22 protein-coding genes are annotated in these 22279 nt (G+C 73.1%); 9 read left to right on the forward strand and 13 right to left on the reverse strand.

The features are described from left to right. The 3 genes from CLV34_RS10680 to CLV34_RS10690 form a co-directional block, all read right to left on the reverse strand. Window positions 1–899, reverse strand: an 899-nt coding sequence (locus CLV34_RS10680) for a hypothetical protein (protein ID WP_211289421.1), incomplete at its 3' end; no start/stop codon positions are given. A 24-nt stretch (window positions 900–923) separates the two neighbouring features. Further along, a complete protein-coding gene (locus CLV34_RS10685) occupies window positions 924–1196 on the reverse strand; it encodes an HPr family phosphocarrier protein (RefSeq protein WP_100350308.1) in 273 nt (90 codons plus the stop codon). A 134-nt stretch (window positions 1197–1330) separates the two neighbouring features. Further along, a complete protein-coding gene (locus CLV34_RS10690; protein WP_100350309.1) occupies window positions 1331–2662 on the reverse strand; it encodes an MFS transporter in 1332 nt (443 codons plus the stop codon). Between the two features lie 245 nt (window positions 2663–2907). On the opposite strand from CLV34_RS10690, the gene CLV34_RS10695 reads away from it, so the two are divergent. Together CLV34_RS10695 and CLV34_RS10700 are read left to right on the forward strand one after the other, a co-directional pair. Beyond that, window positions 2908–3276 carry a hypothetical protein gene (locus CLV34_RS10695; RefSeq protein WP_100350310.1) on the forward strand — a complete coding sequence of 123 codons (369 nt, stop codon included), beginning with the start codon at window positions 2908–2910 and terminating at the stop codon, window positions 3274–3276. Between the two features lie 80 nt (window positions 3277–3356). After that, window positions 3357–3959, forward strand: a complete 603-nt coding sequence (locus tag CLV34_RS10700) for a hypothetical protein (RefSeq protein WP_157803804.1) — start codon at window positions 3357–3359, stop codon at window positions 3957–3959. 24 nt (window positions 3960–3983) lie between these two features. On the opposite strand, the gene CLV34_RS10705 is transcribed toward CLV34_RS10700, so the two are convergent. Beyond that, window positions 3984–5057 carry a VIT1/CCC1 transporter family protein gene (locus CLV34_RS10705; protein WP_100350312.1) on the reverse strand — a complete coding sequence of 358 codons (1074 nt, stop codon included), beginning with the start codon at window positions 5055–5057 and terminating at the stop codon, window positions 3984–3986. A gap of 126 nt (window positions 5058–5183) precedes the next feature. Here CLV34_RS10705 and CLV34_RS10710 point away from each other — a divergent pair, with 126 nt between their 5' ends. Then, window positions 5184–6008, forward strand: a complete 825-nt coding sequence (locus tag CLV34_RS10710; RefSeq protein ID WP_157803805.1) for a hypothetical protein — start codon at window positions 5184–5186, stop codon at window positions 6006–6008. On the opposite strand, the gene CLV34_RS10715 is transcribed toward CLV34_RS10710, so the two are convergent. From CLV34_RS10715 to CLV34_RS16980, 5 genes are all read right to left on the reverse strand, one after another. Beyond that, window positions 5998–6843: an ornithine carbamoyltransferase gene (locus CLV34_RS10715; protein WP_245859178.1), complete on the reverse strand. Its 846-nt coding sequence runs from the start codon at window positions 6841–6843 to the stop codon at window positions 5998–6000. The genes CLV34_RS10710 and CLV34_RS10715 overlap by 11 nt on opposite strands. Then, window positions 6840–7100 carry a Txe/YoeB family addiction module toxin gene (locus tag CLV34_RS10720; protein WP_100350314.1) on the reverse strand — a complete coding sequence of 87 codons (261 nt, stop codon included), beginning with the start codon at window positions 7098–7100 and terminating at the stop codon, window positions 6840–6842. Before CLV34_RS10720 ends, CLV34_RS10715 begins: the two co-directional genes overlap by 4 nt. A gap of 3 nt (window positions 7101–7103) precedes the next feature. Next, a complete protein-coding gene (locus CLV34_RS10725) occupies window positions 7104–7361 on the reverse strand; it encodes a type II toxin-antitoxin system Phd/YefM family antitoxin (protein WP_100350315.1) in 258 nt (85 codons plus the stop codon). A gap of 125 nt (window positions 7362–7486) precedes the next feature. Beyond that, window positions 7487–7705: a hypothetical protein gene (locus CLV34_RS10730; protein ID WP_100350316.1), complete on the reverse strand. Its 219-nt coding sequence runs from the start codon at window positions 7703–7705 to the stop codon at window positions 7487–7489. Further along, window positions 7702–8436 (reverse strand): DsbA family oxidoreductase, encoded by a 735-nt coding sequence (locus CLV34_RS16980; RefSeq protein WP_425436230.1) that lies wholly within the window; start codon window positions 8434–8436, stop codon window positions 7702–7704. Before CLV34_RS16980 ends, CLV34_RS10730 begins: the two co-directional genes overlap by 4 nt. Window positions 8437–8832: 396 nt before the next feature. On the opposite strand from CLV34_RS16980, the gene CLV34_RS10740 reads away from it, so the two are divergent. The 5 genes from CLV34_RS10740 (at window position 8833) to CLV34_RS10760 (ending at window position 16943) form a co-directional block, all read left to right on the forward strand. Further along, window positions 8833–9810 carry a hypothetical protein gene (locus CLV34_RS10740; RefSeq protein ID WP_157803806.1) on the forward strand — a complete coding sequence of 326 codons (978 nt, stop codon included), beginning with the start codon at window positions 8833–8835 and terminating at the stop codon, window positions 9808–9810. A 464-nt stretch (window positions 9811–10274) separates the two neighbouring features. Beyond that, the gene (locus CLV34_RS10745) at window positions 10275–14123 is read left to right on the forward strand and encodes a discoidin domain-containing protein (protein WP_100350319.1); all 3849 of its coding nucleotides are present in this window, start codon (window positions 10275–10277) and stop codon (window positions 14121–14123) included. 148 nt (window positions 14124–14271) lie between these two features. Continuing rightward, entirely contained in the window at window positions 14272–14760 is a 489-nt protein-coding gene (locus CLV34_RS10750) for a hypothetical protein (protein WP_100350320.1), read from the forward strand. Window positions 14761–14860: 100 nt separating this feature from the next. After that, complete coding sequence (locus CLV34_RS10755; protein WP_100350321.1) at window positions 14861–15385, forward strand: SRPBCC domain-containing protein; 525 nt, start codon at window positions 14861–14863, stop codon at window positions 15383–15385. A 94-nt stretch (window positions 15386–15479) separates the two neighbouring features. Beyond that, complete coding sequence (locus CLV34_RS10760; protein ID WP_100350322.1) at window positions 15480–16943, forward strand: NAD(P)/FAD-dependent oxidoreductase; 1464 nt, start codon at window positions 15480–15482, stop codon at window positions 16941–16943. Between the two features lie 94 nt (window positions 16944–17037). On the opposite strand, the gene CLV34_RS10765 is transcribed toward CLV34_RS10760, so the two are convergent. The 4 genes from CLV34_RS10765 to CLV34_RS10780 form a co-directional block, all read right to left on the reverse strand. Further along, on the reverse strand, window positions 17038–17538 hold the full coding sequence (locus tag CLV34_RS10765; RefSeq protein WP_245859179.1) for a flavin reductase family protein: 501 nt from the start codon (window positions 17536–17538) through the stop codon (window positions 17038–17040). Window positions 17539–17591: 53 nt separating this feature from the next. Next, the gene (locus tag CLV34_RS10770; RefSeq protein WP_100350323.1) at window positions 17592–18221 is read right to left on the reverse strand and encodes an NADPH-dependent FMN reductase; all 630 of its coding nucleotides are present in this window, start codon (window positions 18219–18221) and stop codon (window positions 17592–17594) included. Window positions 18222–18325: 104 nt separating this feature from the next. After that, window positions 18326–18844 carry an RrF2 family transcriptional regulator gene (locus CLV34_RS10775; protein ID WP_100350324.1) on the reverse strand — a complete coding sequence of 173 codons (519 nt, stop codon included), beginning with the start codon at window positions 18842–18844 and terminating at the stop codon, window positions 18326–18328. A 16-nt stretch (window positions 18845–18860) separates the two neighbouring features. Next, window positions 18861–21035, reverse strand: a complete 2175-nt coding sequence (locus tag CLV34_RS10780; RefSeq protein WP_100350325.1) for an MMPL family transporter — start codon at window positions 21033–21035, stop codon at window positions 18861–18863. A 256-nt stretch (window positions 21036–21291) separates the two neighbouring features. On the opposite strand from CLV34_RS10780, the gene CLV34_RS10785 reads away from it, so the two are divergent. Next, window positions 21292–22242 carry an SGNH/GDSL hydrolase family protein gene (locus CLV34_RS10785; protein ID WP_157803807.1) on the forward strand — a complete coding sequence of 317 codons (951 nt, stop codon included), beginning with the start codon at window positions 21292–21294 and terminating at the stop codon, window positions 22240–22242. Window positions 22243–22279 lie beyond the last annotated feature (37 nt).

Consider the following 22279-nt stretch of genomic DNA (forward strand, 5'->3'; position numbering starts at 1 on the left):
GCGCCGGCGATCGCGATCCCGGCATCGAGCCACGACCGTTCCCCGGTCGCCGCGAGGGCGATGTTCGCTAGAGCGCTGACTATCGCGGCCACCGCAGCCACGACCAACAACACCCCGGCGAGCGCGGTCCCGACCACCGGGATGAACGCGACCACGATCGCCAAGATCCCCGCGATCGTGGAGATCACATCGGCGATGTCCGCGATGGCGGCGACGACCTTCGACCCCCAGTCGTCCCACCACGAGTCGTTCAGATCATCGTGTGACGTGATGTCGGTGATCTGCGCGATCGCGTTGTCCGCAGCCCGGTCCCGGTCGGCGACCGCGGTGTCGATGTCACCCTTCGCGGCGTTCACCACACCATGGGCCGCAGTGACCTGGTCACCCGCCGCATCAGCCTTGTGCTGGTAGACCGTCTTCTCGTGCGGATCGGACGCGTCGTCCGCGAGCTGCTGCCACCGGGACTTGATCCCGGTCGCGTCCGCCGACTCGTCCAGGGCGGAGATCGCCTTGTTCAGGGCCGCGAGCGTGTCCGACTGGACCCGGTCGAGCACCCCCGCATAGGTGACGAGCGCGTTCCCCGCGGCCTCGTAGCGACCATGGGCTTTGCGGATGTCCGCGATGACGTCTTCCTTGCGGTCCATCACCGCATCCACCGCTTGAGAGACCGTCCCGTCCACCGACAACCGGTCCAACGCCGACGCCGCATCATCGATCGCCGTCGCGACGTCCAGGTAGTCCCGACCACCCGCCAGCACCAGCACCGGATCACCCGGCGTCGGATCGATGTCCAGACCCACCGGCGACCAGTCAGACGGACGACTCATGGCACACCCCCTTTGCCAGAAGGATAGCCAGCGCGATCCGGGTGTCCATGGGCAGAAGTTCCCATGGATCACACCCGGTGGTGCACGGATCGGCGGTCAGGCGATGACGGTCTGCGAGAGGAACTCCTCGAGCGCGTCGAGCGCGGCCTTGTCGTCGTCGCCGTCGCCCTCGGTCGCGAGGACGACCTCGGTGCCGGGGCCGGCGCCGAGCGTCATGACGGACAGGATCGAGTCGGCCTCGAGCGGCTCCGAGTCGCCGGCCTTGCGGATCGTGACGTCGACGGGCTGCGCGCCGGCGGCCTGGACGAAGAGGGCGGCGGGGCGGGCGTGGAGGCCCTCCTCGATCTTGACGACGACGGTGCGCTCCATGGTGTCTCCTTCAGCTGCGCTGCCGGACGGGTTCGGGCACGAGTCTGTCGCGCCCGCCCGCAGATGTCGCGCCCAGCCTAGTGGTCTGGACCACTCGAGGCGAGCACGCGCCGCGCCGCCCGGGGCGGACCCGCTCAGGGCTCCGGGTGCCGCGCGTCGTACGCGAGGAACCGCGGGCTCGAGCGCACGAGCAGCCCGACCACCACGAGGCACAGGATCGACCCGACCACGACGGCCCAGGCCTCCCCCAACCAGGACGCGTTGCCGCCCGTCACGAGGTCGCCCAGGCGCGGTCCGCCCGCCACCACGACGATGAAGACGCCCTGCAGGCGCCCGCGCATGTCGTCCGGCGTCGCGGACTGCAGGATCGTCTGGCGGAAGATCGCGCTCACCCCGTCGGACGCGCCCGCGAGCGCCAGCGCGACGCCGGCAGCGAGCAGCCCCCAGACGACGAGGTGGTCTGGTGCGGTGTTCCCGATGCCGACGAGCACGAGCCCGAACAGCAGGGTCGAGCACGCGAAGCTCAGCACGGCGACGACGACGGCGCGGCCCTGTCGGTGCACCTGCGACAGGCCACCGGAGAGCAGGCTCGCGAGGACGGACCCGATGGCGAACGCCGCGTTGAGCCACCCCGTCGTCGTCGAGCCGCCGCCGATGTAGAGGACGCCGACGGCGGGCCACACGACGCGCGGCATGGCGAGGATCATCGCGGCGAGGTCGAGCAGGAACGTCATGCGGACGTTGGGCCGGGTACCGAGGTAGCGCAGCCCTTCCAGGACGGACGCGAGCCCGACGACCTTGCGCCTCCCGGCGGTCACGGACCGCGGGTCGGGGGCGTCACCGCCGGTCGCGACGCCCGAGGCGACGACGGGCGGCAGAGCGGGCAGCCGCCACAGCGCCCAGAGCGCGACGGTGAACAGCACGAAGTCGATCGCGTACGCCCAGGCAAAGCCCTTCGCGGCGACGAGGAACGCTCCCGCGAGCGGTCCGACGGTCAGGGCGATGCTCATCGAGAGGGTCTGGAGCGCGTTGGCCGCGGCGAGCGAGGTCGCCGGGACGAGCCTCGGGATGATCGCGGTGCGCGCCGGGTTGTTGATCGCGAACGCGGCCGACTGGAACGCCACGAGGACGTACAGCACCCAGACCTGGTCGAGGTGCAGGACCGCCTGCAGCAGGATCAGCCCGGTCAGCACCCACAGCGCCGACGACGCGATGAGCGCGACCTTGCGGCGGTCGAACGCGTCGACGAGCGCGCCGCCGTAGAGGCCGAGGAGCACCAGCGGGACGAAGGCCGCGATGCCCAGGACGCCGACCGCGAACGTCGAGCTCGTGAGCGCGTACACCTGGAGGCCGACCGCGACGACCGTGAGCTGGCTTCCGAGGTTGGAGACACCCAGACCGGCCCAGAGCCGCCGGTACGCCGGGCTGAGTCGGAGCGGGGTCAGGTCGGCGAGCAGGCGTGGCACTCGGACAAGGGTACGCGGGCGATCGAACCGATTCGTGCGCGGTTCGCGTGACAGGCACAGGTGACCGACCGACGCAATCGGACGAAGAACCTCGAATCCTCCCCTTGTTCTCACAGCGGGCTCACCGCTAACGTCGGTTTATCGCAGGGCCGCGAACAAACGGATCTCCGCATCACCGGCGATCGGTCGGGGTCCTCGTGCGGCGCCCCGTCGGGTGTCGCCCCTCTCGCACCCAGGAGCACTCCATGAAGCGCACCCTGATCCGCCTCGCCGTCGCGGCGGCCGCCGTCGGCCTCACCGTGGCGATCCCCGCCGGCGCCGAGGCCGGTTCGCTGCACTACTACAACCAGTACTACGGGAGCACCAAGATCTGCACCCTCGCCGCAGCTGCGGACGGCAGCGGGACGTACGTCTACCCGTACCAGTGCCCCAAGGTCGAAGCTCGTCTCACCTACCGCACCGCCGCCGGCAGCGTGGGCTACGTGTACAGCGCCTACGGGTCCGGACCGCAGTCGGCGAAGTCCCCCGGCTCGTTCGTGACCGTCACCGGGCACCACGCGCGCGGCGGTTCGGACAGCATCAACGGCAGCTTCGTCTCCGTCAGCACCAGCTGAGCGCACCGCCCCACGAGGTCCGCCGCGGGCGTCGCAGGCCCGCGGCGGACCTCACCCCTCGCACCAGGAGGAGCGCCACCATGATGCCCGCCACCCGACGCCCGTGCGTCCGCCGCTCCCTTAGCCGTCCCGCGCTCGCGCTGGGCGTGACGTTCGTCCTCGCCACCGCGCTCGCGGCGTGCAGCGGCTCCGCGCCGCCCGCCGACCCGTGGGCCGCAGACTTCGCTGCCGCACGGACGGACCCCGCCACGACCGTCGAGCAGCGCGCAGTCCTGGCCGACGACCGCGTCACGACCGACGAGTTCGACCGGCTCAAGGCGGAGTTCGTCCGGTGCGTCGACGCGGCCGGGTACCGGGTGGAGTACGTCGACGACGAGCAGTTCACGCTCAGCGGCTTCACGGACGACGCCGACGGAGCGAAGGCCGAGGACGCGATGACGCAGTGTCGTGCCCGCACCCTCGGGCCTGCGGAGACGCTCTACACCAGCGTCCGGCAGAACCCCGGCCGCGTGGACGCGCAGGCGCTCGACGACCTCATCGCCGGCTGCATGGTCCGCAGCGGGCTGGTCGCCGACCTCGACGGCTCGCAGTTCCGCGCACGGTTCGAGCACCCCACCTGGGATCCTGACGACCCTCGGTACACGACGTGCCTGCGGACCCCCGGCGGAGCGCCCACGCCGTGACGCGCCCCGCGCCGCCGGACCGCGTCAGCCGACCGCTGCTCCGAAGACCGCCCCCAGCACGTACGTGACCGCGCCCGCCGCGAACCCGATCACGAGCTGACGCAGCCCGCGGGTCAGCGGGGACGTCCCCGACAGCAGGCCGACGACCGCGCCCGTGCCCAGCAGCGCGATCCCGACGAGCGCCGAGGCGAGCACGACGGCACCCAGACCACCCATGCCGAACAGATACGGCAGCACCGGGATCACCGCCCCGGACGCGAAGAAGCAGAAGCTCGACACGGCGGCCCCCCAGGCGGTCCCGTGCGTCTCGAGGTCGTCGTCGACGGGCGCGGGCGCCAGGACGGTGCGGTCCGTCCACGTGCCGATCATCTCGGCGGCGTGGGCGTCGGCGTCCTCGGCGCTCATGCCCCGCGCCCGGTACACCAGCGCGAGCTCGTTGCGGTCGACGTCCAGGTCCGGGAGCGAGGCGGCGGCCTCCACGCTCGGCGTCGACGCCTCGAGCAGCTCCCGCTGCGAGCGCACCGACACGTACTCCCCCGCGCCCATCGAGAAGGCGCCCGCGAGCAGACCCGACAGGCCTGTGAGCAGCACGACCTGCCGGTCCACACCGCTCGCGCCCACGCCCAGCACGAGCGCGAGGTTCGACACCAGGCCGTCGTTCGCCCCGAAGACCGCCGCCCGGAACGACCCCGAGAGCCGGTTGCGCCCCCGCTCCGCGAGCCCGCGCACGACCTCCTCGTGGATGCGCTCGTCCGCGGCCATCTGGGGCGTCGCGTCGGCGTCCGTCGCGTACTCCGAGCGCGACTCCGCGCGCTGCGCGAGCGCGAGCACGAACACCCCGCCGAAGCGACGGGCCATGACCCCCAGGAACCGTGTGCGCCAGTCACCCCGGCGCGGCGGGCCGACCTGGTCGCCCAGCAGGTCCAGCCAGTGCTGCTCGTGCCGACCCTCCGCGTCCGCGAGCGCCAGCAGGATGTCGCGCTCCTCGCCGGTGCGCCGGCTCGCCAGGTCGCGGTAGACCGCGGCCTCCGCCCGCTCGTCCGCGAGGTAGCCGCGCCAGCGCGCGAGCGTCCGACGGTCCGGTGTCCTGTTCGTCACCCGTCCAGTGTCCCGGGGACGGCCGGCGGAATCCTTCGGGAAGGCGAACTCCACCGTCCGGACGACCAGCCCGCACGGACGCGGGTGACCGTGCACGGGCAGGCACCCCTGTGGAAGGGTCGAGGCATGACGCTGCTCGAGGACAGCCCCTGGAACTACCCCGGCCGCGCCACGACCGTGCCGGGACTCCTCACCCGCGACGGCTTCCGGACGTTCGCGGGCATCGACACGGACGACGTCGCCCGGACCCGGCTCAGCCAGGGCGGCCCCTTCGGCGGGCGCACGCTCGCGGACGTCCTCGCCGAGCAGCGCCGCACCCCCGTGACGGGACGGTTCCCGCTCGTGCTCGTGGGCGCGGACGCCGACCCCGACCGGCTGCGCGAGAAGCTCGTCGCGGCGGGCCGCGAGCCCGTCGTCCCGATGCTGCTCGGCGTGCTCGACGGGTGCGCCTCGGCGTTCGTCGCGGGCGTCCACCCGCTCGGCTACGTGCCCGAGGCCGTCCGCCGCGCGCCCGGCGAGCGGCTCGGCGTCGTCGTCGCGCTCCTGAGCCGCGGCCAGCTCGCCGCCGTCGTCGCGACGAAGGTCCGGGTCACGGTGCGCGACGCGACCGGCATGCTCACCGTCCACGGCGCCCCCTGGCAGGACCGGCGCGGGGCCGCGCGGCTCTACGACACCGACGCGGGCGTGCTCGCGCGCGACGGCGTGCCCGTCGGCTTCGGGGCGCAGTCCGACGCGCTCGCCGCGTGGCCGGTCGAGGTCCGCGAGCTCGTCAGCCGCGAGACCGGCCTCGGGCTGCACCAGGTGACCGTGCCGCGCAGCGTCATGCCGCGCCTCGCCGCCGACCCCGCGCTCCGGTTCCAGGTGCGCGTCCTCCTGCGCGACCTGGGGGCGTCCGTACCGAGCGGGCTCGACGACCTGCGCCCGACCGTCGGGCTGCCCGTCAGCTCGTGAGGCAGTGCGCGAGCACCGCCTGCTGCACGGGCAGCAGCGACGCCTTGAACGCGTGCCCGACGAAGGCAGCGCTCGCGAGCGCGTCGGACGAGACCTCCCGCCCGCGGACGAACGGCGGGCACGGCGCGAGGCGCACGCCCTCCGGGGCGCGGGCCAGGAGGTCCGCGGTGACCTGGGACGGAGCGAGGACCGCTGCGTGCTCGCCGGGCGCATCGGTCAGCACGACGTCGGCGCGCGTGACCGCGTCGGCCAGGTCGTCCGTCCAGCGCACGCCGGGCGGGAGGTCGCGCGTCCGGAGGTCGGCCGGGCAGCACTGCACGAGGTCCAGGCCGAGCAGCTGCGCAGCTCCCTGCCACGCGCGGGCGACGTTCCCGTCCCCGCCGACGAACAGGAACCGCAGGCGGCGGACGTCCGCCGTCCGGGACAGCGCGTAGAGGTCGGACAGCACCTCGCACGGGTGGTCGTCGGCGGTCATCGCGTTGACGACGGGCAGGACGTCGGGGGCCGCGAGCCCCGCGAGCACGGCCGGGTCGTGGTGGCGCACCACGAGGACGTCCGCCCACGCCGCCAGGTACGCCGCGACGTCCGCGAGCGCCTCCGGTTTGTCGAGGGTCTCGGGCGGGAACGTCACCGGTTGGAGCCCCATGAGCGCCGCGCCGCGCTCGAACGACACCCGGGTGCGCAGGCTCGACGGCGGGAAGAACAGCACCGCGCACCCGTCGACCCGCGGGCCTGCGCCCGCCTCGAACGTGGCGGCGAGGCGGAACACCTCGTCGACGTCGTCGGCGGACCAGTCGGTCAGACGCAGCAGGTGGCGCACCGTCGGTGAGGTCACCGGCCGTAGTGGTAGCGGCACGCGGCGATGCGGACCTCACCGTCGACGACCTTGTAGACGAGGCGGTGCTCATCCGTGATGCGGCGCGACCAGTACCCCGCGAAGTCGTGCTTGAGCGGCTCCGGCTTGCCGATGCCTTCGTTGCCGTTGCGGACGACGTCCTCGATCAGCGCATTGACGCGACGAAGGGTCTTGCGGTCCTGCAGCTGCCACCAGAGGTAGTCGTCCCACGCGTTGGTATCCCAGACGAGCCGCACGGGTCAGTCAGCGGGGAGCAGGTCGTGGGACTTCCCGGAGCCGGCTTCCAGGCGCTCCATCGCATCGAGCAGGCGCCGCGCGTTCGCGGGCGACCGCATGAGGTGCGCCGTCTCCCGCAGGGACTCGAACTCGTCGAGCGCGACGATGACGACCGGGTCATGACCGGCCCGGGTGACGATGACCTCGACGCGGTCGTCGACCACGGAGTCCAGCACCTCCGCGTAGCGCGCCCGCGACTCGGTGTAGCTCATGGTCCTCATGGCGAGATCTCCTCCGACAGCCCGTACAGAAAAGCGTACCGGATGCGTCGAGGGGCGTGGTGTCAGCTGGGACGGGGCGCTCACCGTCGTCCACGCACAACATGAGCCGTCCGGGTCGCGAGGCGTCAGACCTCGGGTGCACACACCCCGTCCACGCAGACGGGGGCGTCGGGAGTGTCGAGCACCACGAACGGCGCCGCGGCGAAGACGCCCACCGTCTTCGCCGCGGCGCCGTGCTCAGGGGCGGCCGGGGCGTCGGCCCCGGCCGGTGCGGTCGTCGTCGCGTCGTCCGCGGACGGGACCGGGCCTGCGGCGGGCACCTCGGCGGACACCGGGGCGGTCACTGCGCCGCGTCCGCAGTCGTGCCGGCGCCCGAGCGCTCGGCCACGACCGTCTCGAGGACGTGCGTGAACGTCTCCGGCGACTGCGCGCCCGACACGCCGTAGCGACCCTCGACGACGTAGAACGGGACGCCGTTGATCCCGAACGCGCGCGCCTGCGCGATGTCGGCCTGGACCGCGTCCGCGTACGTGTGGTCGGCGAGCGCGGTGCGGACCTCGTCGGCGTCCAGCCCGACCTCGGCGGCCAGCTCGACGAGCGTGTCGACGCGTCCGACGTGCTGTCCCTCGACGAAGTACGCGCGCAGCAGGCGCTCCTTCATCTCGGCCTGGAGGCCGTGCGCCTTCGCGAGGTGCAGGAGCTCGTGCGCGGCGAGCGTCTTCGTCTGGTGGACGTCGTCGAAGTGGTAGTCGAGGCCCTCCGCCGCGGCGAGCTGCGTCATCTGCTCGAGCATCTGCTCGACCTGCGGCAGCGGCATGCCCTTGTGCGCCGACAGGAAGTCGGCGGCCGTGCCCTCGAAGTCGACCGGGGTGTCGGGCGACAGCTCGAACGAGTGGTACTCGATCTCGACGTCGGGGGCGCCCGGCTGCGACAGCGCGGTCTCGAGGCGCCGCTTGCCGACGTAGCACCACGGGCACGCGATGTCCGACCAGACGTCGATCTTCACGGGGTTCGTGGCGCCGCTCGCTGCGGGCTCGAGGACGTCGGGGGTGCTGGCGGCAGGTGTCGTGGTCACGTCAGGGACAACCGCTCGCCCAGGGCGACTGTTCCCGGACGGCGGCAACCGGGTGTGTGACGTGCGACGTGCACCCCGCGGGGTGCGACGTGCAACCCGCGGGGTGCGACGGCGCCGCGCGCCGAGCAGGCGCTTCTCCGCTGCCCAGCAGGGGGTTGGACGCAGGTGTGAACGCTCACTTGGCAGGCAACCTCCTGGTCGGCGCGGAGGGGTTGCGGGACGGGGGACGGAAGGGCGCAGGGGATCGATGCGGAAACGTTGCCGTCGGGGCTTGCCAGACGTCGGTGCAGCCCAGAGACTCGTGGCACTGCTTGAGTTCATCTTGTGAACCCAAGCAGTCGCGGCGACTCGCTGCATCACCACGCCGCCGGTCCCGCATCGAAGGAGATGACGCCCGTGACCCAGCCGTCGACCGACGCGCCCGCCCGGTACTCCTTGGCCGCCCCCGCCGGGGCCACACGATGCGTCGCCGTCGAGCTCGGAGCGCGGCACGTCCGGGTGCTGCTGGGGGACCTCGACGGCCACGTCGTCCACGACCGCTCCACCCGGTTCCCGGTCGACACCGACCCGATCGGCGCCGCCCGCCACGCCCAGCACGCCCTGGCCGAGGCGCTCGTCCGGGACCGCGCAGGTACGGGTCGACACAGCAGCATCGACGGCCACATCACGGGCGGCGACGTGGTGACCCTGGACGACGTGGCAGCCGTCGTCGTCGCCCGGCGTGACCGCGCCGCCGACGCCGCACGAATCGTCGCAACGACCCTCCTGCGCGTCCCCGGCGCGCCCGCAGCTGTCGTCGTGCGAGCCGTCGACCTCGCGGCGCAGGCTGAGCACCGCGCCGCGAGCGCGACGGACGCGGCATGGGGTGCGTCCGCCGACCGGTCGTCGGGCCACCACCCCGTGCTGCACGTCGACATCGACCACGGCGTCGAGACGACCCTCCTTCTCGACCCCGACCGCGCCGCCTGCCCGTCGGCCTCGGGCGCACCCGGGCACGGCGCCGTCCCCCGGCGCCTGACCGGGGCCGAGGCCGAGTCGGGCCGGGCGACCGAGACGCTCCCCGCGTGCGAGGACCACGTCCGCCGTGCCGCCGGCCCCGATGCGACTCGCCACGACCTGCGGCGCGCCGGGGTCGCTCTCGGCATCGCGCTCGCCCGGGAGGCGACGAGGACCGGGGCGCACACGATCGTGCTCGACGGTCGTCTCGGGAGCGCGAGCGGCACGCTGACGACGGCACTCCGGGCGACGTTCGCCGAGCACACCACCGGCGGGGCCGTCCTGCGGGAAGCCCGGCTCGCCCGGCGCGCCGCAGTGCTGGGCGCGCTCGACCTCGCGACCCGCATCGCCGCCGTCCGCCTCACGACCCCCGCCTGACGAACCCCCGCCGCCCCGCGCGCATCGAACCCCACCCGCGGGCACGCCCTCGGGCACCGTGCGCACGCCCCACCCGCCGAACGGGCGGTTGGCGACCCTCCAACGGGGACTCGTCCACCGCATGAGCGCTCAGAGGGGGCACAACCGCCCGTTCGGCGGCGCGGGGAGCGCGACGAGGGGCTTGACCGTTTCACCCGATCGTTCGTAGTGTCGGGCACGGAGGAGATGCAAGAAGTCGCTCGTGGATCGCACATCGACGTACGAAACAACGCAAGCGGCTTGCATGACGCACGATCCGGAGGCACGCGCAACGACGTGCACCCGGCGAGGTCCTGCCTGGAGCGGAGGCACGGACCCGGCACACGGTCCCGGCGCACGGTCGCACCGGAACCGGCGGTCGGACCGTGCCCCTGAGGACCCGTCGAGCCCCCGGTCCGACCGAACACAGGAGATCGACGACGATCATGAGACGCCACCTCACCACGGCGCTCGCGGCCGGCACGGCCGCTGCGCTCCTCGTACCACTCGGCGCCGTCCTCAGCGCGGGCGCCGCGACGGCCACGAACCTCGCCGCAGGGAAGGCCACCGCCGAGAGCGGCCACGCCGACGTCTACGGCTCGGCCAACATCACGGACGGCAACCAGGGCACCTACTGGGAGTCGCCCAACAACACGCTGCCGCAGTGGGTCCAGGTCGACCTCGGCAGCACGCAGCACGTCACCGACCTCGTCATGTCGCTCCCCACCGGGTGGGGCGCCCGTACCGAGACGGTCACGTTCCAGGGCTCGACCAACGGCAGCTCGTTCACCACCCTGGCCGCCTCCGCCGCGTACTCGTTCGACCCGGCGTCCGGCAACAAGGTCGCCGTCGACGTCCCCGACGCCGACACCCGGTACGTCCGGGTGCTCGTCAGCGCCAACACCGCCTGGCCCGCCGGCCAGCTCTCCGAGCTCGAGGTCCACGGGACGTCCGGCGGCTCGGGCGGCTCGGGAGGAGGCACCAGCGGTACCGATCTGGCCGCCGGAAAGACCGCGACCGTCTCGACGAGCAGCGCGCCCTACGTCGCGTCGAACCTCACCGACTCCAGCGCCGGCAGCTACTGGGAGGCCACGAACGGGGTCTTCCCGAGCTGGGCGCAGGTCGACCTCGGCGCGTCGTCCACGGTCACGGGCGTGACGCTACAGCTCCCGTCGGGCTGGGAGACGCGCACGCAGACCCTCTCCGTCGCGACGAGCACCGACGGCTCGTCCTTCGCGACCGTCAAGAACAGCGCGACGTACACGTTCGACCCGGCCTCCGGGAACACCGTCCCGATCACGTTCGCGTCGACGACGGCCCGCTACGTGCGCGTCACGGTCACCGCGAACACCGGCTGGAACGCTGCGCAGCTCTCGTCGCTGCAGGTGATCGGGACCGCGGGCGGCGGCGGCACGCCGACGCCGACGCCCACCCCGACGCCGACGCCCACTCCCACTCCCACTCCCACTCCCACGCCGACACCGACACCGACACCGACACCGACACCCACCCAGACGCCCACCAACCCGCCCACCGGCACCAACCTCGCCGTCGGCAAGACGCTCACGGCGTCGTCGGTCGCGTGGACGTTCGTCGCCGCGAACGCGAACGACGCGAACACGGCCACCTACTGGGAGGGCGCGGCAGGCTCGTACCCGAGCACGCTGGACCTGGCGCTCGGCGCGGACACCAGCCTGACGTCCCTCGTCGTCAAGCTGCCGCCGGCGGCTGCGTGGGGCCCTCGCACCCAGACGTTCGCGGTCCTCGGCCACGCGCTGGGCAGCTCGACGTGGACGACGATCAAGGCGTCGGCCGCGTACGGGTTCGACCCGGCGACGGGCAACACGGTGACCGTCCCGCTGAGCGCGACCGCGTCGGACGTCCGCCTGCAGTTCACGGCGAACACGGGGTCGTCGAACGGCCAGGTCGCCGAGCTCGAGGCGTACGGCACCCCGGCGCCCAACCCGGACCTCGTCGTCACGGGCGTGACGGCGTCGCCGAGCACCCCGGTCGAGACGGACGCCGTGACCCTCAGCGCCGTCGTGAAGAACCAGGGCAACCGTGACGCCGCGGCGAGCAGCGTGTCGTTCCAGGTGAACGGCACGACGGTCGCCACGAAGGCGGTCCCGGCGATCGCCGCCGGCTCGTCGACGACGGTCACGGCGAACGTCGGCGCGCAGGTCGCCGGCTCCTACCGGATCGGCGCCACCGCGGACTCCGCCGGCGTCGTCGCGGAGCAGGTCGAGACCAACAACGCGTTCACGAGCCCGACGGCGCTCGTCGTGACGGCGGTGCCGTCGTCCGACCTGGTCCCGGCGACCTCGTGGGCGCCGACGACGCCGGCGGCGGGCGACGCGACCGCGTTCTCCGTGGTCGTCGCCAACCAGGGCAACGTCGCGGCGTCGGGCACGCACGCCGTCACGGTGACGCTCAAGGACGCGTCCGGCGCGACGGTCAAGACGCTCACGGGCACCGCGGGCGCGATCGCCGCCGGCGGCAGCACGACGGTGAACGTCGGCTCGTGGACGGCCGCGAACGGCAAGTTCACGGTCACGACGACGGTCGCGGCGGACTCCGCCGAGATCAGCGCCAAGCAGGCGAACAACACGCAGAGCACGTCGTTCTTCGTGGGCCGCGGCGCGAACATGCCGTACGACACGTACGAGGCGGAGAACGGCCAGGTGGGCGGCGGCGCCGTCGTCCTGGCACCGAACCGCACGGTCGGCGACCTCGCCGGCGAGGCGTCGGGCCGCCAGGCCGTGACGCTGAACCAGTCGGGGGCGTACGTCCAGTGGACGACGAAAGCCGCGACCAACACCCTGGTGGCGCGCTTCTCGATCCCGGACGGCACGACGTCGTCCGTGAACGTGTACGTCAACGGGACGTTCCTCAAGGCGCTCCCGCTCACGTCGGCGTACGCGTGGCTGTACGGGGACGAGACCAACCCGTCCAACACGTCGGGCTCGGGCGCGCCGCGGCACGTCTACGACGAGGCGAACGTGCTGCTCGGCACGACCGTCCCGGCGGGCTCGACCATCAGGCTGCAGAAGGACGCGGCGAACGGCGGCAACATCGCGGTCGACTTCGTCGACCTGGAGCAGGCCACCCAGCTCGCCAACCCCGACAAGACGGCGTACGTCGAGCCGGCCGGCTTCGGTCAGCAGGACGTCCAGGCGGCTCTCGACAAGGTCCGCATGGACACCACCGGCAAGCTCAAGGGCGTGTACCTGCCGGCGGGCGACTACACGGTGTCGAACAAGTTCCAGCTGTACGGCAAGCCGGTCGACGTCGTCGGCGCGGGCGTGTGGTTCACCCGGTTCCGGTCCGACCCGGCGCAGACGAACACCGACACGGGCTTCCGGGTCGACAGCACGGCGGCGGGCTCGGCGTTCCACCACTTCGCGTGGTTCGGGAACTACGTGGCGCGCATCGACGGGCCGGGCAAGGTGTTCGACCTGACGAAGGTCTCGGACATCACCGTCGACGACCTGTGGGTCGAGCACCAGGTGTGCGCCGTGTGGGGCACGAACGTCGACGACTCGACGTTCACGAACCTGCGCATCCGCGACACGTTCGCGGACGGCATCAACCTCACCAACGGGTCGGCGAACAACCGGATCGCGAACTCCGAGGCACGCTCCACGGGCGACGACAGCTTCGTGCTGTTCGCCGCCACCGACAACGGCGGTACGGGCGAGACGGGCAGCGTGCTCGAGAACCTCACCGTCAAGCTCACGTGGCGAGCCGCCGGCATCGCCGTGTACGGCGGGCAGGGCAACACGTTCCGCAACATCTACGTCGCGGACACGCTCGTCTACGCAGGCATCACGGTGTCGTCGCTCAACTTCGGGTACTCGATGGAGGACTTCGGGCCCGGGCTGACGACCTTCGACGGCATCACCCTGGTGCGCGACGGCGGGCACTTCTGGGGCTCCCAGACGTTCCCCGCGATCTGGATCTTCTCCGCGTCGCAGAAGTTCGCGGGGATCCGGTTCAGCAACGTCGACATCATCGACCCGACGTACTCCGGGATCATGTTCCAGACGAACTACGTCGGCTCGAACCCGCAGAACGCGGTCACCGACACGACGTTCACCAACGTGTCGATCACGGGGGCGAAGAAGAGCGGTGACGCGTTCGACGCCAAGTCCGGCTTCGGTATCTGGGCGAACGCCCAGCCCGAGGCGGGTCAGGGCCCGGCCGTCGGCTCCGCGACCTTCACCGGTCTGACGCTCGCGAACAACGCGCAGGACATCAACAACACGACGTCCACGTTCACGATCGTCCGCAAGTAGCACCTGTCCGACCCCGCCGAACGGGCGGTCGTCCACCGCATGAGCAGTCATCCGGTGGACGACCGCCCGTTCGGCAAGGGGTCAGGACCCGTTGGGCGACCGTCCCGCTCCGGTGGCGGCCGGGACCCCGCGTCGGGACGATGCACGCGTGAGCGACGCGGCCGACTGGACCGACACCCCGACGCGGTGGTGGCTCCCCGCCACCGTCGCGCTGGTGCTCACGGTCGTCGTGACCTCCGTCCGCGGTCTCTCCGGTGACGCCACGGGAGCGGGCGCGGTCGCGTGGACCGGAGCCTTCGTCGCCGGCGTCCTGCTCGTCACGTCCCTCAGCGCCCGCGGATACGGGCACCTGCGACTCACCGCGACCACCCTGTACGTCGGGCGCCACGCCTACCCCCTCGTCGAGCTCGACCCTGCGGTTCTGCACGCCCAGGTCGTGCTCGGACGGCCGCTGCGCGCCGGCGAGCAGGGGCCTGACGGGACGCCCGTCCCCCGTCCGCGACCGGCCGCGGGAGCGTGGTCGCCGACGTTTCGCACCCGCGCGCTCCTCGTACGGCTGCGCGACGGGAGCTGGTACGCCGTCGCGACGTCCGACCCCATGGCGCTGCTGCACGAGCTCGTCCGCCGCGCCGGCTGACAGGTCGCCCGCCGGAGCGCTCGCCGGGTCGACGTCGACGCATCGGGCTAGCGTGGAGGCAGCGGGCAGACCGCTCGCGGGAGCGAGGAGGCGGTGCGCCATGCGGCACGGCACGTTCGACGAGGACGACGGGCGCCCCACGCTGCGCTTCGAGGTGGACGTCGCGGCCGACGCCGAGCGCTTGTGGGCTGCGGTGAGCGACCCCGCCGAGCTCGCGGCCTGGTTCCCGCAGGCGCTGTCGTACCGGCCCCGCGTCGGTGGCCGCATCGACTTCGCGGACGATCCGCTGCTGCCGCCGACGAGCGGCGAGGTGCTCGCCTGGGACCCGCCGCGCCGGTTCGCGTTCACCTGGGGCGACGACGAGGAGCTGTGGTTCGAGGTCACCGACGGCGGCCCGTCCGGCGCGCGTCTGGGCCTGACCGACCGGCTGGCCCTGCGCGACGAGGCGGCCCGGAACGCGGCCGGCTGGGAGATCTGCCTCGACGCGCTCGCCGCGCACCTCGACGGGGACGGCCACGACGGCCTGCACGCCGAGGGCGCCCGTGACCGGTGGCGTGCGCACTTCGCGGCGTACACGGCGACGGGGATGCCCGCGGGCGCCCCGGTCCCCGGCGACGACGAGTGATCGTGGCCGATCGTGGCCCGACCGTGGCCAAGGACACGACCGTTCAGGGCCCGCTGCGTGGCATCGGGTCCGCGGACGCCGGTAGCGTGGCAACGTGACGGACAACGCGCGCAAGGCGTCGAAAGACCTTCCCCATGTCGTGATCGTCGGCGGCGGGTTCGCCGGGGTGAACGCCGTGAAGGCGCTCGCCAAGGCCCCGGTCCGGGTGACCCTCATCGACCGCCGGGTCTACAACACCTTCCAGCCCCTGCTGTACCAGGTGGCGACCGGCGGCCTGAACCCCGGCGACGTGACCCACTTTCTGCGCAGCCTGCGGGTGCGCCAGCGCAACGTCGACGTGGTGCACGAGCACCTCATGGAGATCGACACCCCCGGCAAGCGCGTCCGCCTGCTCGACGGCAGCTACCTCGACTACGACTACCTGCTCGTCGCGACCGGTGTGACGACGAACTACTTCGGGACGCCCGGCGCGAAGGAGCACGCGTTCGCGATGTACTCGCGCTCTCAGGCGATCCGCATCCGCGACACCCTCTTCACCCGGCTCGAGAAGGCGGCGCAGACCCCGGAGACGACGGATGGCCTGCGCGTCGTCGTCGTCGGCGGCGGACCCACGGGCGTCGAGATGGCCGGCGCGCTCGCCGAGCTGCGCGACCAGGGCCTGCGGCCCGCCTACCCGGAGATCGACGGCGACGCCTTCAACATCACGGTCGTCCAGCGCGGCGCCGAGCTGCTCAAGCCGTTCACGCCCAAGCTGCGGAAGTACGCCGCCGACCAGCTGCGTCATCGCGGCGTCGAGCTGCGGCTCGGCCAGGGCGTCGCGGCCGTCGAGGAGGATGCGGTCGTGCTGACCGACGGCACGAAGGTCCGGTCCGACCTGACCGTGTGGGCGACGGGCGTGTCCCCGCACGAGGAGGTCACCTGCTGGGACCTCCCGCTCGACAAGGGGAACCGCATCAAGGTCGGCGAGGACCTCCAGGTCGAGGGGCTGCCGGGCGTGTTCGCCGCGGGCGACGTCGCGATCGCCCCGCAGGACCTCCCGCAGCTCGCCCAGGCCGCGATCCAGGGGGGCCAGCACTTCGCCCGCCAGGTGCTGCGCCTGATCGCAGGCGAGGAGACGGAGAAGTTCGAGTACTACGACAAGGGCCAGCTCGCCGTCATCGGGCGCCGCTCGGCCGTCGGCGAGCTCCCCGGCCTCGCGAACCTGCCCGGGCTGCACAAGGTGCCCGCGCTCGGCAGCCTGCCCGGCGCCGAGAAGACCGTCGAGCTCACCCGGTACCCCGCGTGGGCGGTGTGGTTGTTCGTCCACATCGGCAGCCTGCTCGGCGCCCGCAACCGCATGGCGACGATGGCGGGGCTCGCGACCCGGTACGGCGTCGTGCGGCGGACCAAGCCCGTCCCGATCGTCGGAGACGTCCCCGCGATCCGCCCGTCCAAGGCGCAGCGCCGCACCCCCGAGGAGCAGCACGCCGCCGACGAGGCCCTCGAGTCGGACCGCGAGGACGAGGTCATCACGATCGCCACGCCCGCCGAGTCGAACGAGACCGTCACCGGCATCTGAGCCGGCGGCACACCGCTCGCACCGACGACGACCCCGGCACCGCACTCCCTCGGCGCCGGGGTCGTCGTGTGCCCGCGGCCTGCGACGCGACGTGTCAGACCGCGGCGCTCCCGAGCCGGTGGTAGCGGCGGTCCCGGAAGACGAGCGGGTCGACATCCGTCGCGACGTGGTGGCTGAGCGCCTCGACCACGACGATCCAGCTCGACCCGGCGACGTGACGCTGCACGACACGTGCCCGCACCCACGCGGACGCCCCGTCGACCACGGGCTCCCCGGTCGCGAGGGCGTGCCAGCCGCCCGCGGCGAACCGGTCGATCCCGCTGGTCGCGAACCGCGCGGACACGTCCGCCTGCTCCGCGCCGAGGAAGCTCACCGTGAGCGTGTCGGCCCGCTCGACGGCCGGCCACGACGACGAGCTCGCGGCGAGCGAGAACGCGAGCAGCGGCGGGTCGGCGGACACCGAGATCACCGAAGTCGCCGTGAACCCGACCGGTCGGCCCTGGTGCCGCAGGGCGACGACCGCGACGCCGGCCGGGTGGCCGCGGAACACGCTGCGGAACGCGTCGGGGCTGAGCCGTGCGGGACCGTCGGGCACAGGCGACGTTGCCGGGGCGGTCACCGGTACCGACACGGGCTGCGCGACCGCGGTCACGACGCCACCGCCGCGACAGGAGCCAGGAGCGCGGCCGGCACCGCCGGCAGCCGGTCCGGGCCGAGGTCGTCGAGCCACGCGGCGACGAGGGCGTCCGCGACGGTGTCGAGGGGCGCGCCGGCGGTCCCGCCGTCGCCCGCGAGCGCCGCCTCCGTCACGGCGAACGACCGCTCGGGGACGGTCGCGCCGAGCTCGACGAGCAGCGGTCGGAGGTGGTCGTCCCCGGCGGCGGCGTGGGCGGGCGCGGCGGACACGACGACGGGGACGGCGACCACCCCGTCGAGCGGTCGGTGCCCGAACCGGTCGAGGAACGCCTTGAGGAGGCCCGTGTACGAGCCCTTGTAGACGGGGGTCGCGACGACGAGCAGTGTCGCGCCGGCCACGCGGGCGAGGTCGTCCGCGACCGCAGAGGCGTCGGGCTCGAGGACGTCGGCGCCGTGGTCGGCCAGCTCGATCACGTGGTGGGTCGGGTCGACGTCCCAGCGGCCGAGGACGCCGCGCGCGACGGCTTCCGCGACCGCTCGGGTGCGCGATCCGGGCCTCGGGTTCCCGACGAGGACGACCGCGCGGGGCGGCTCGGCTCGGTCGGCGGGGTCCGGGTGCCAGGTGGTGGTCGTGGTCGTCATGCGTCGACGGTAGATAAACCTGAGCGCCGTGCTCAAGAAGCGTCCCGAGGGACGGACCGATGTGTCCGCGCGCGTTACGGCGGCCACCCTGCTCGGCTCAGGCGTCAGGCGGAGGTCACGCTGTCGCTCGAGGCGCCGCGCGGGCGCGTGTCCCGCCGGTTCGGTCGCGTGCGCCACGCGTCGTCGTCCGCGATGAGGCCGGCCACGGACGGCGGGAGCTCGCCCGCCACCACGTCCGCGAGCGAGACCGTGTCCAGCACCGACCGCATCGCTGCCCGCAGCCCCACCCACACGTCACGCACCGCCACCGCGGACCCGCGGTACTCGACGTCCTCGACGTGCGTCCCGCCGACGCTCGCCAGCGGCCCGTCGATCGCCCGGATCACGTCCGCCACGGGCACGCGGTCGGGCGGGAGCGCCAGCTTGGCACCCCCGCCCGCCCCCCGGTGGGTCACGACGAGCCCCGCCTGCTTGAGCGTGTTCACGAGCCCGAGCACGTACTGCGCCGGCACGTCCTGCGCCCGGGCCAGGTCGTCCGCCTTGACCCAGTCCCCCGACGGGTACGCCGCGGCCAGCTCCGCCGCGAGGCGGACGGCGTAGTCGATCTTGGACGTGATGCGCATGGAGCAAGTGTGCCCGTCAGGCGCCGACCCCCGCCCGCTCCCGGTCCTGCTCGGCGCCGTCCGCGCTCTCGTCGTCGGCGGGCAGGTGGTCCGCCAGGCTCGCGACCTCCGCGCGCGACACGTCGTCCTGGCGCGCGAGCCGGCTCGGCCACCACATCGTCCGCCCGATGTCGAGGTTGAGCGCCGTCACGAGCACCGACCGCACGATCAGCGTGTCGAGCAGGACGCCCAGCGCCACCGCGAAGCCCATCTCGGCGAACGCCACGAGCGGCAGCGTGAACAGGGCCATGAACGTCCCGGCGAGCACCAGCCCGGCGGACGTGATGACACCGCCCGTCGCCCGGAGCCCGATGAGGGCTCCGCGTCTCGTGCCGACGTGCGCCGCCTCCTCGCGAACCCGCGTCATGAGGAAGATGTTGTAGTCGATCCCCAGCGCGACCAGGAAGACGAACACGAACAGCGGGAACGACGGGTCCGTGCCCGCGAACCCGAACAGGTACTTGAACGCCAGCGCGCTCGCGCCGAGCGCCGCCGCGAACGACAGCACGACGGTCCCGATGAGGACGAGGGGCGCGGTCAGCGCCCGCAGCAGCACCATCAGCACGAGGAACACGACGAGCAGCACCACCGGGATGATCAGCACCGTGTCGTCCCACGACGCGCGCAGCACGTCGAGGTTGACGGCCGTCATGCCGCCGACCTTCGCGTCCGCACCCGGCACGGCGTGCACCGCGTCGCGCACGCGGTCGACGGTGTCCTTCGCCGCCTGGGAGTCCGGCGCGGACGTCAGCGTGCCCTCCATGTACGCGACATCGCCCTGGACCACCGGCTTCGTCACCGAGTCACCGTCGATCCCGTCGGTCCCGGCGAACGCGGTCCGGACCGCGTCCACGGTCTGCGCGTCACCGCCGTCCGCGATCACGACGACCGGCGTGCCCGCCCCGCCCGGGAAGTGCTTCGTGAGCTCCTGCTCGCCGACGATCGACGGCTGCGTGCCACGGAACGACTCCGCGTTCGACAGACCGGTCGCGTCGAGCTGCGTCATGCCGAGCGACAGGAAGACCAGCACGAGCGACGTGACCGCCCACGTGCGCCGCGGCGCCCGCGCGATCCTGGCGCCGATGCGCGCCCACACGCCGTGCACGGACGGCTCGGCGTCACCCTGGTGCGGGACGCGCGGCCAGAACACCCAGCGTCCGAACACCACGAGCAGGGCGGGCAGCAGCGTCAGCATGACCAGCAGGCCGCTCGCGATGCCGATCGCGGCGACCGGGCCGAGGCCCGCCGTCGAGCTCATCTGCGCCAGCAGGAGGCACAGCATGCCCAGCACGACCGTCGCGCCGGACGCCACGATCGCCGGGCCGGCGCGGTGCAGCGCGATCGCCATCGCCTGGTGCCGGTCCTGGTGCCGTCGCAGCTCCTCGCGGTACCGGGCCACCAGCAGCAGGGCGTAGTCCGTCCCCGCCCCGAACACCAGCACGGTGAGGATGCCCGCGGACTGCGCGTTCACCGTGAGACCCGCGTGCTCCGCGAGCAGGTAGATGACGCCCTGCGACACCGTGAGCGCCACGCCCGCCGACACCAGCGGGAAGATCCACAGCACCGGGCTGCGGTACGTCAGGAGCAGGATGAGGATCACCACGCCGCCCGCGACGAGCAGCAGCGTCGAGTCGATGCCCGCGAACGCGTCCGACGAGTCCGCCGCGTTCCCCGCCGGCCCGGTGACGTACACCGACATGCCGGCCGCGCCGTCCTGCGCGGTCCCCCGGAGGTCGTCGACGACTCCCGACATCTCCTCCCAGCCGTTCGGCCCGCGGTTCACCGGGACGACGACCTGGGCCGCCTCACCGTCCTCCGACGGCACCGGGCCCACGACCTTCCCGTCGAGGTCGGTGCGCTGCGAGTACGTGGCGACGTCCTGCTGGATCGCGGCCATGTCCGCCTGCGTCAGACCGCCGTCCCGCACGTACAGCACGACCGCCGGGATGGTGTCCGGGTCGGAGAACTTCTCCGCGACGTCGAGCACCTGCGTCGACTCGGCCTGAGCCGGCAACCAGCTCTTCGCCTCGTTCGACTCGACCCCCGACAGCTTCCCGGCGAGCGGCCCCAGGACCGCGAGCACCGCGACCCAGAACGCCAGCACCCCCCACTTCACCCAGCGATGCGTGACCCACCCCGTGACACGTGACATGACTGACTCCCCCGAGTCCTTGCGTCGGCCTCGTGCGCTCCCCCGAGCGCACCGGTGCTTCTGAGGGACGGCCCGGCGGGCGTCCCTGATACGACACGACCATCCTGGGTGCGCGAACTCGTCGGGCGGCATCGGGATGTCCCCCGAGACGACCCCGGACGTCCCCCGACTGTCCCCGGGTGCCCCCGGTTCGCTAGCGTCGGCGGTGACGCCGTCGTCACGGCCCCCGACCGACCGACCACGACGGAGCTCCCTGGTGACCCCTGGACCCGCACCGACCCCCACGCCGGCCCCCGCACGCACGCCCGGCCCGCGCCGCACCCGCCTCGTCGTCGGGCTGAGCGTCGGCACCGCGCTCGCGCTCGCCGTGGCCGGGACGGTCGCCGTGCACGACCGCCCCGGCTCCGGCCCGCGGTACGTCGCCCTCGGCGACTCCTACACGGCCGGTCCCCTGATCCCCGACCAGATCGCGGCCGCCGGCGCCTGCCAACGCTCGACGAACGACTACCCGCACCTGCTCGCCGCCGCGATCGACGCGCACAGCCTCACCGACACGAGCTGCTCGGGGGCGTCGCCCGCCAACGTGACGCTGCCGCAGTCCATCGGCACCCAGACGTTCGCGCCGCAGGTCGACGCCGTCGCCGCCGACACCGAGCTCGTGACGATCGGGCTCGGCGCGAACGACCAGAACGTGTTCTCCGGCCTGATCCAGGGGTGCGTCGAGGTCGCCGCGAGCGACCCCGGCGGGTCGCCCTGCCGGGACCGGTTCGTCGTCGGCGAGGACGACACCGTCGCCGACAAGCTCCGCACGACGCAGACCCAGGTCGAGGACGCCGTCCGGGCCGTCCGGGCGAAGGCGCCGGGCGCGGACGTCGTCCTCGTGGGGTACCCACGGATCGTCCCCGCGGACGGCAGCACGTGCCCCCAGGTGCTGCCCTTCGCAGAGGGCGACTACGGGTACGTCGACCAGTGGGAGCGCGAGCTCAACAGTGCGCTGCGCGACGCCGCGTCGACCACCGGTGCGTCGTACGCCGACACCTACACCGCGTCGAAGGGGCACGACGCGTGCGCCGGCGACGACGCCTGGATCACCGGGGCCACGTCGACCTCCGACTCGGCGGCCTACCACCCCAACGCCGCCGGCATGACCGGGGTCGCCGGGATCGTCGCCGCGTACCTGCGGGCGCACGGCCTCCTGCACGCGTAGCGGGCCGGGCGGGGGCGCGCACCCCGTGCCTACACTC

The sequence above is a fragment of the Luteimicrobium subarcticum genome, assembly GCF_002798015.1.
Lineage (GTDB): Bacteria > Actinomycetota > Actinomycetes > Actinomycetales > Cellulomonadaceae > Luteimicrobium > Luteimicrobium subarcticum.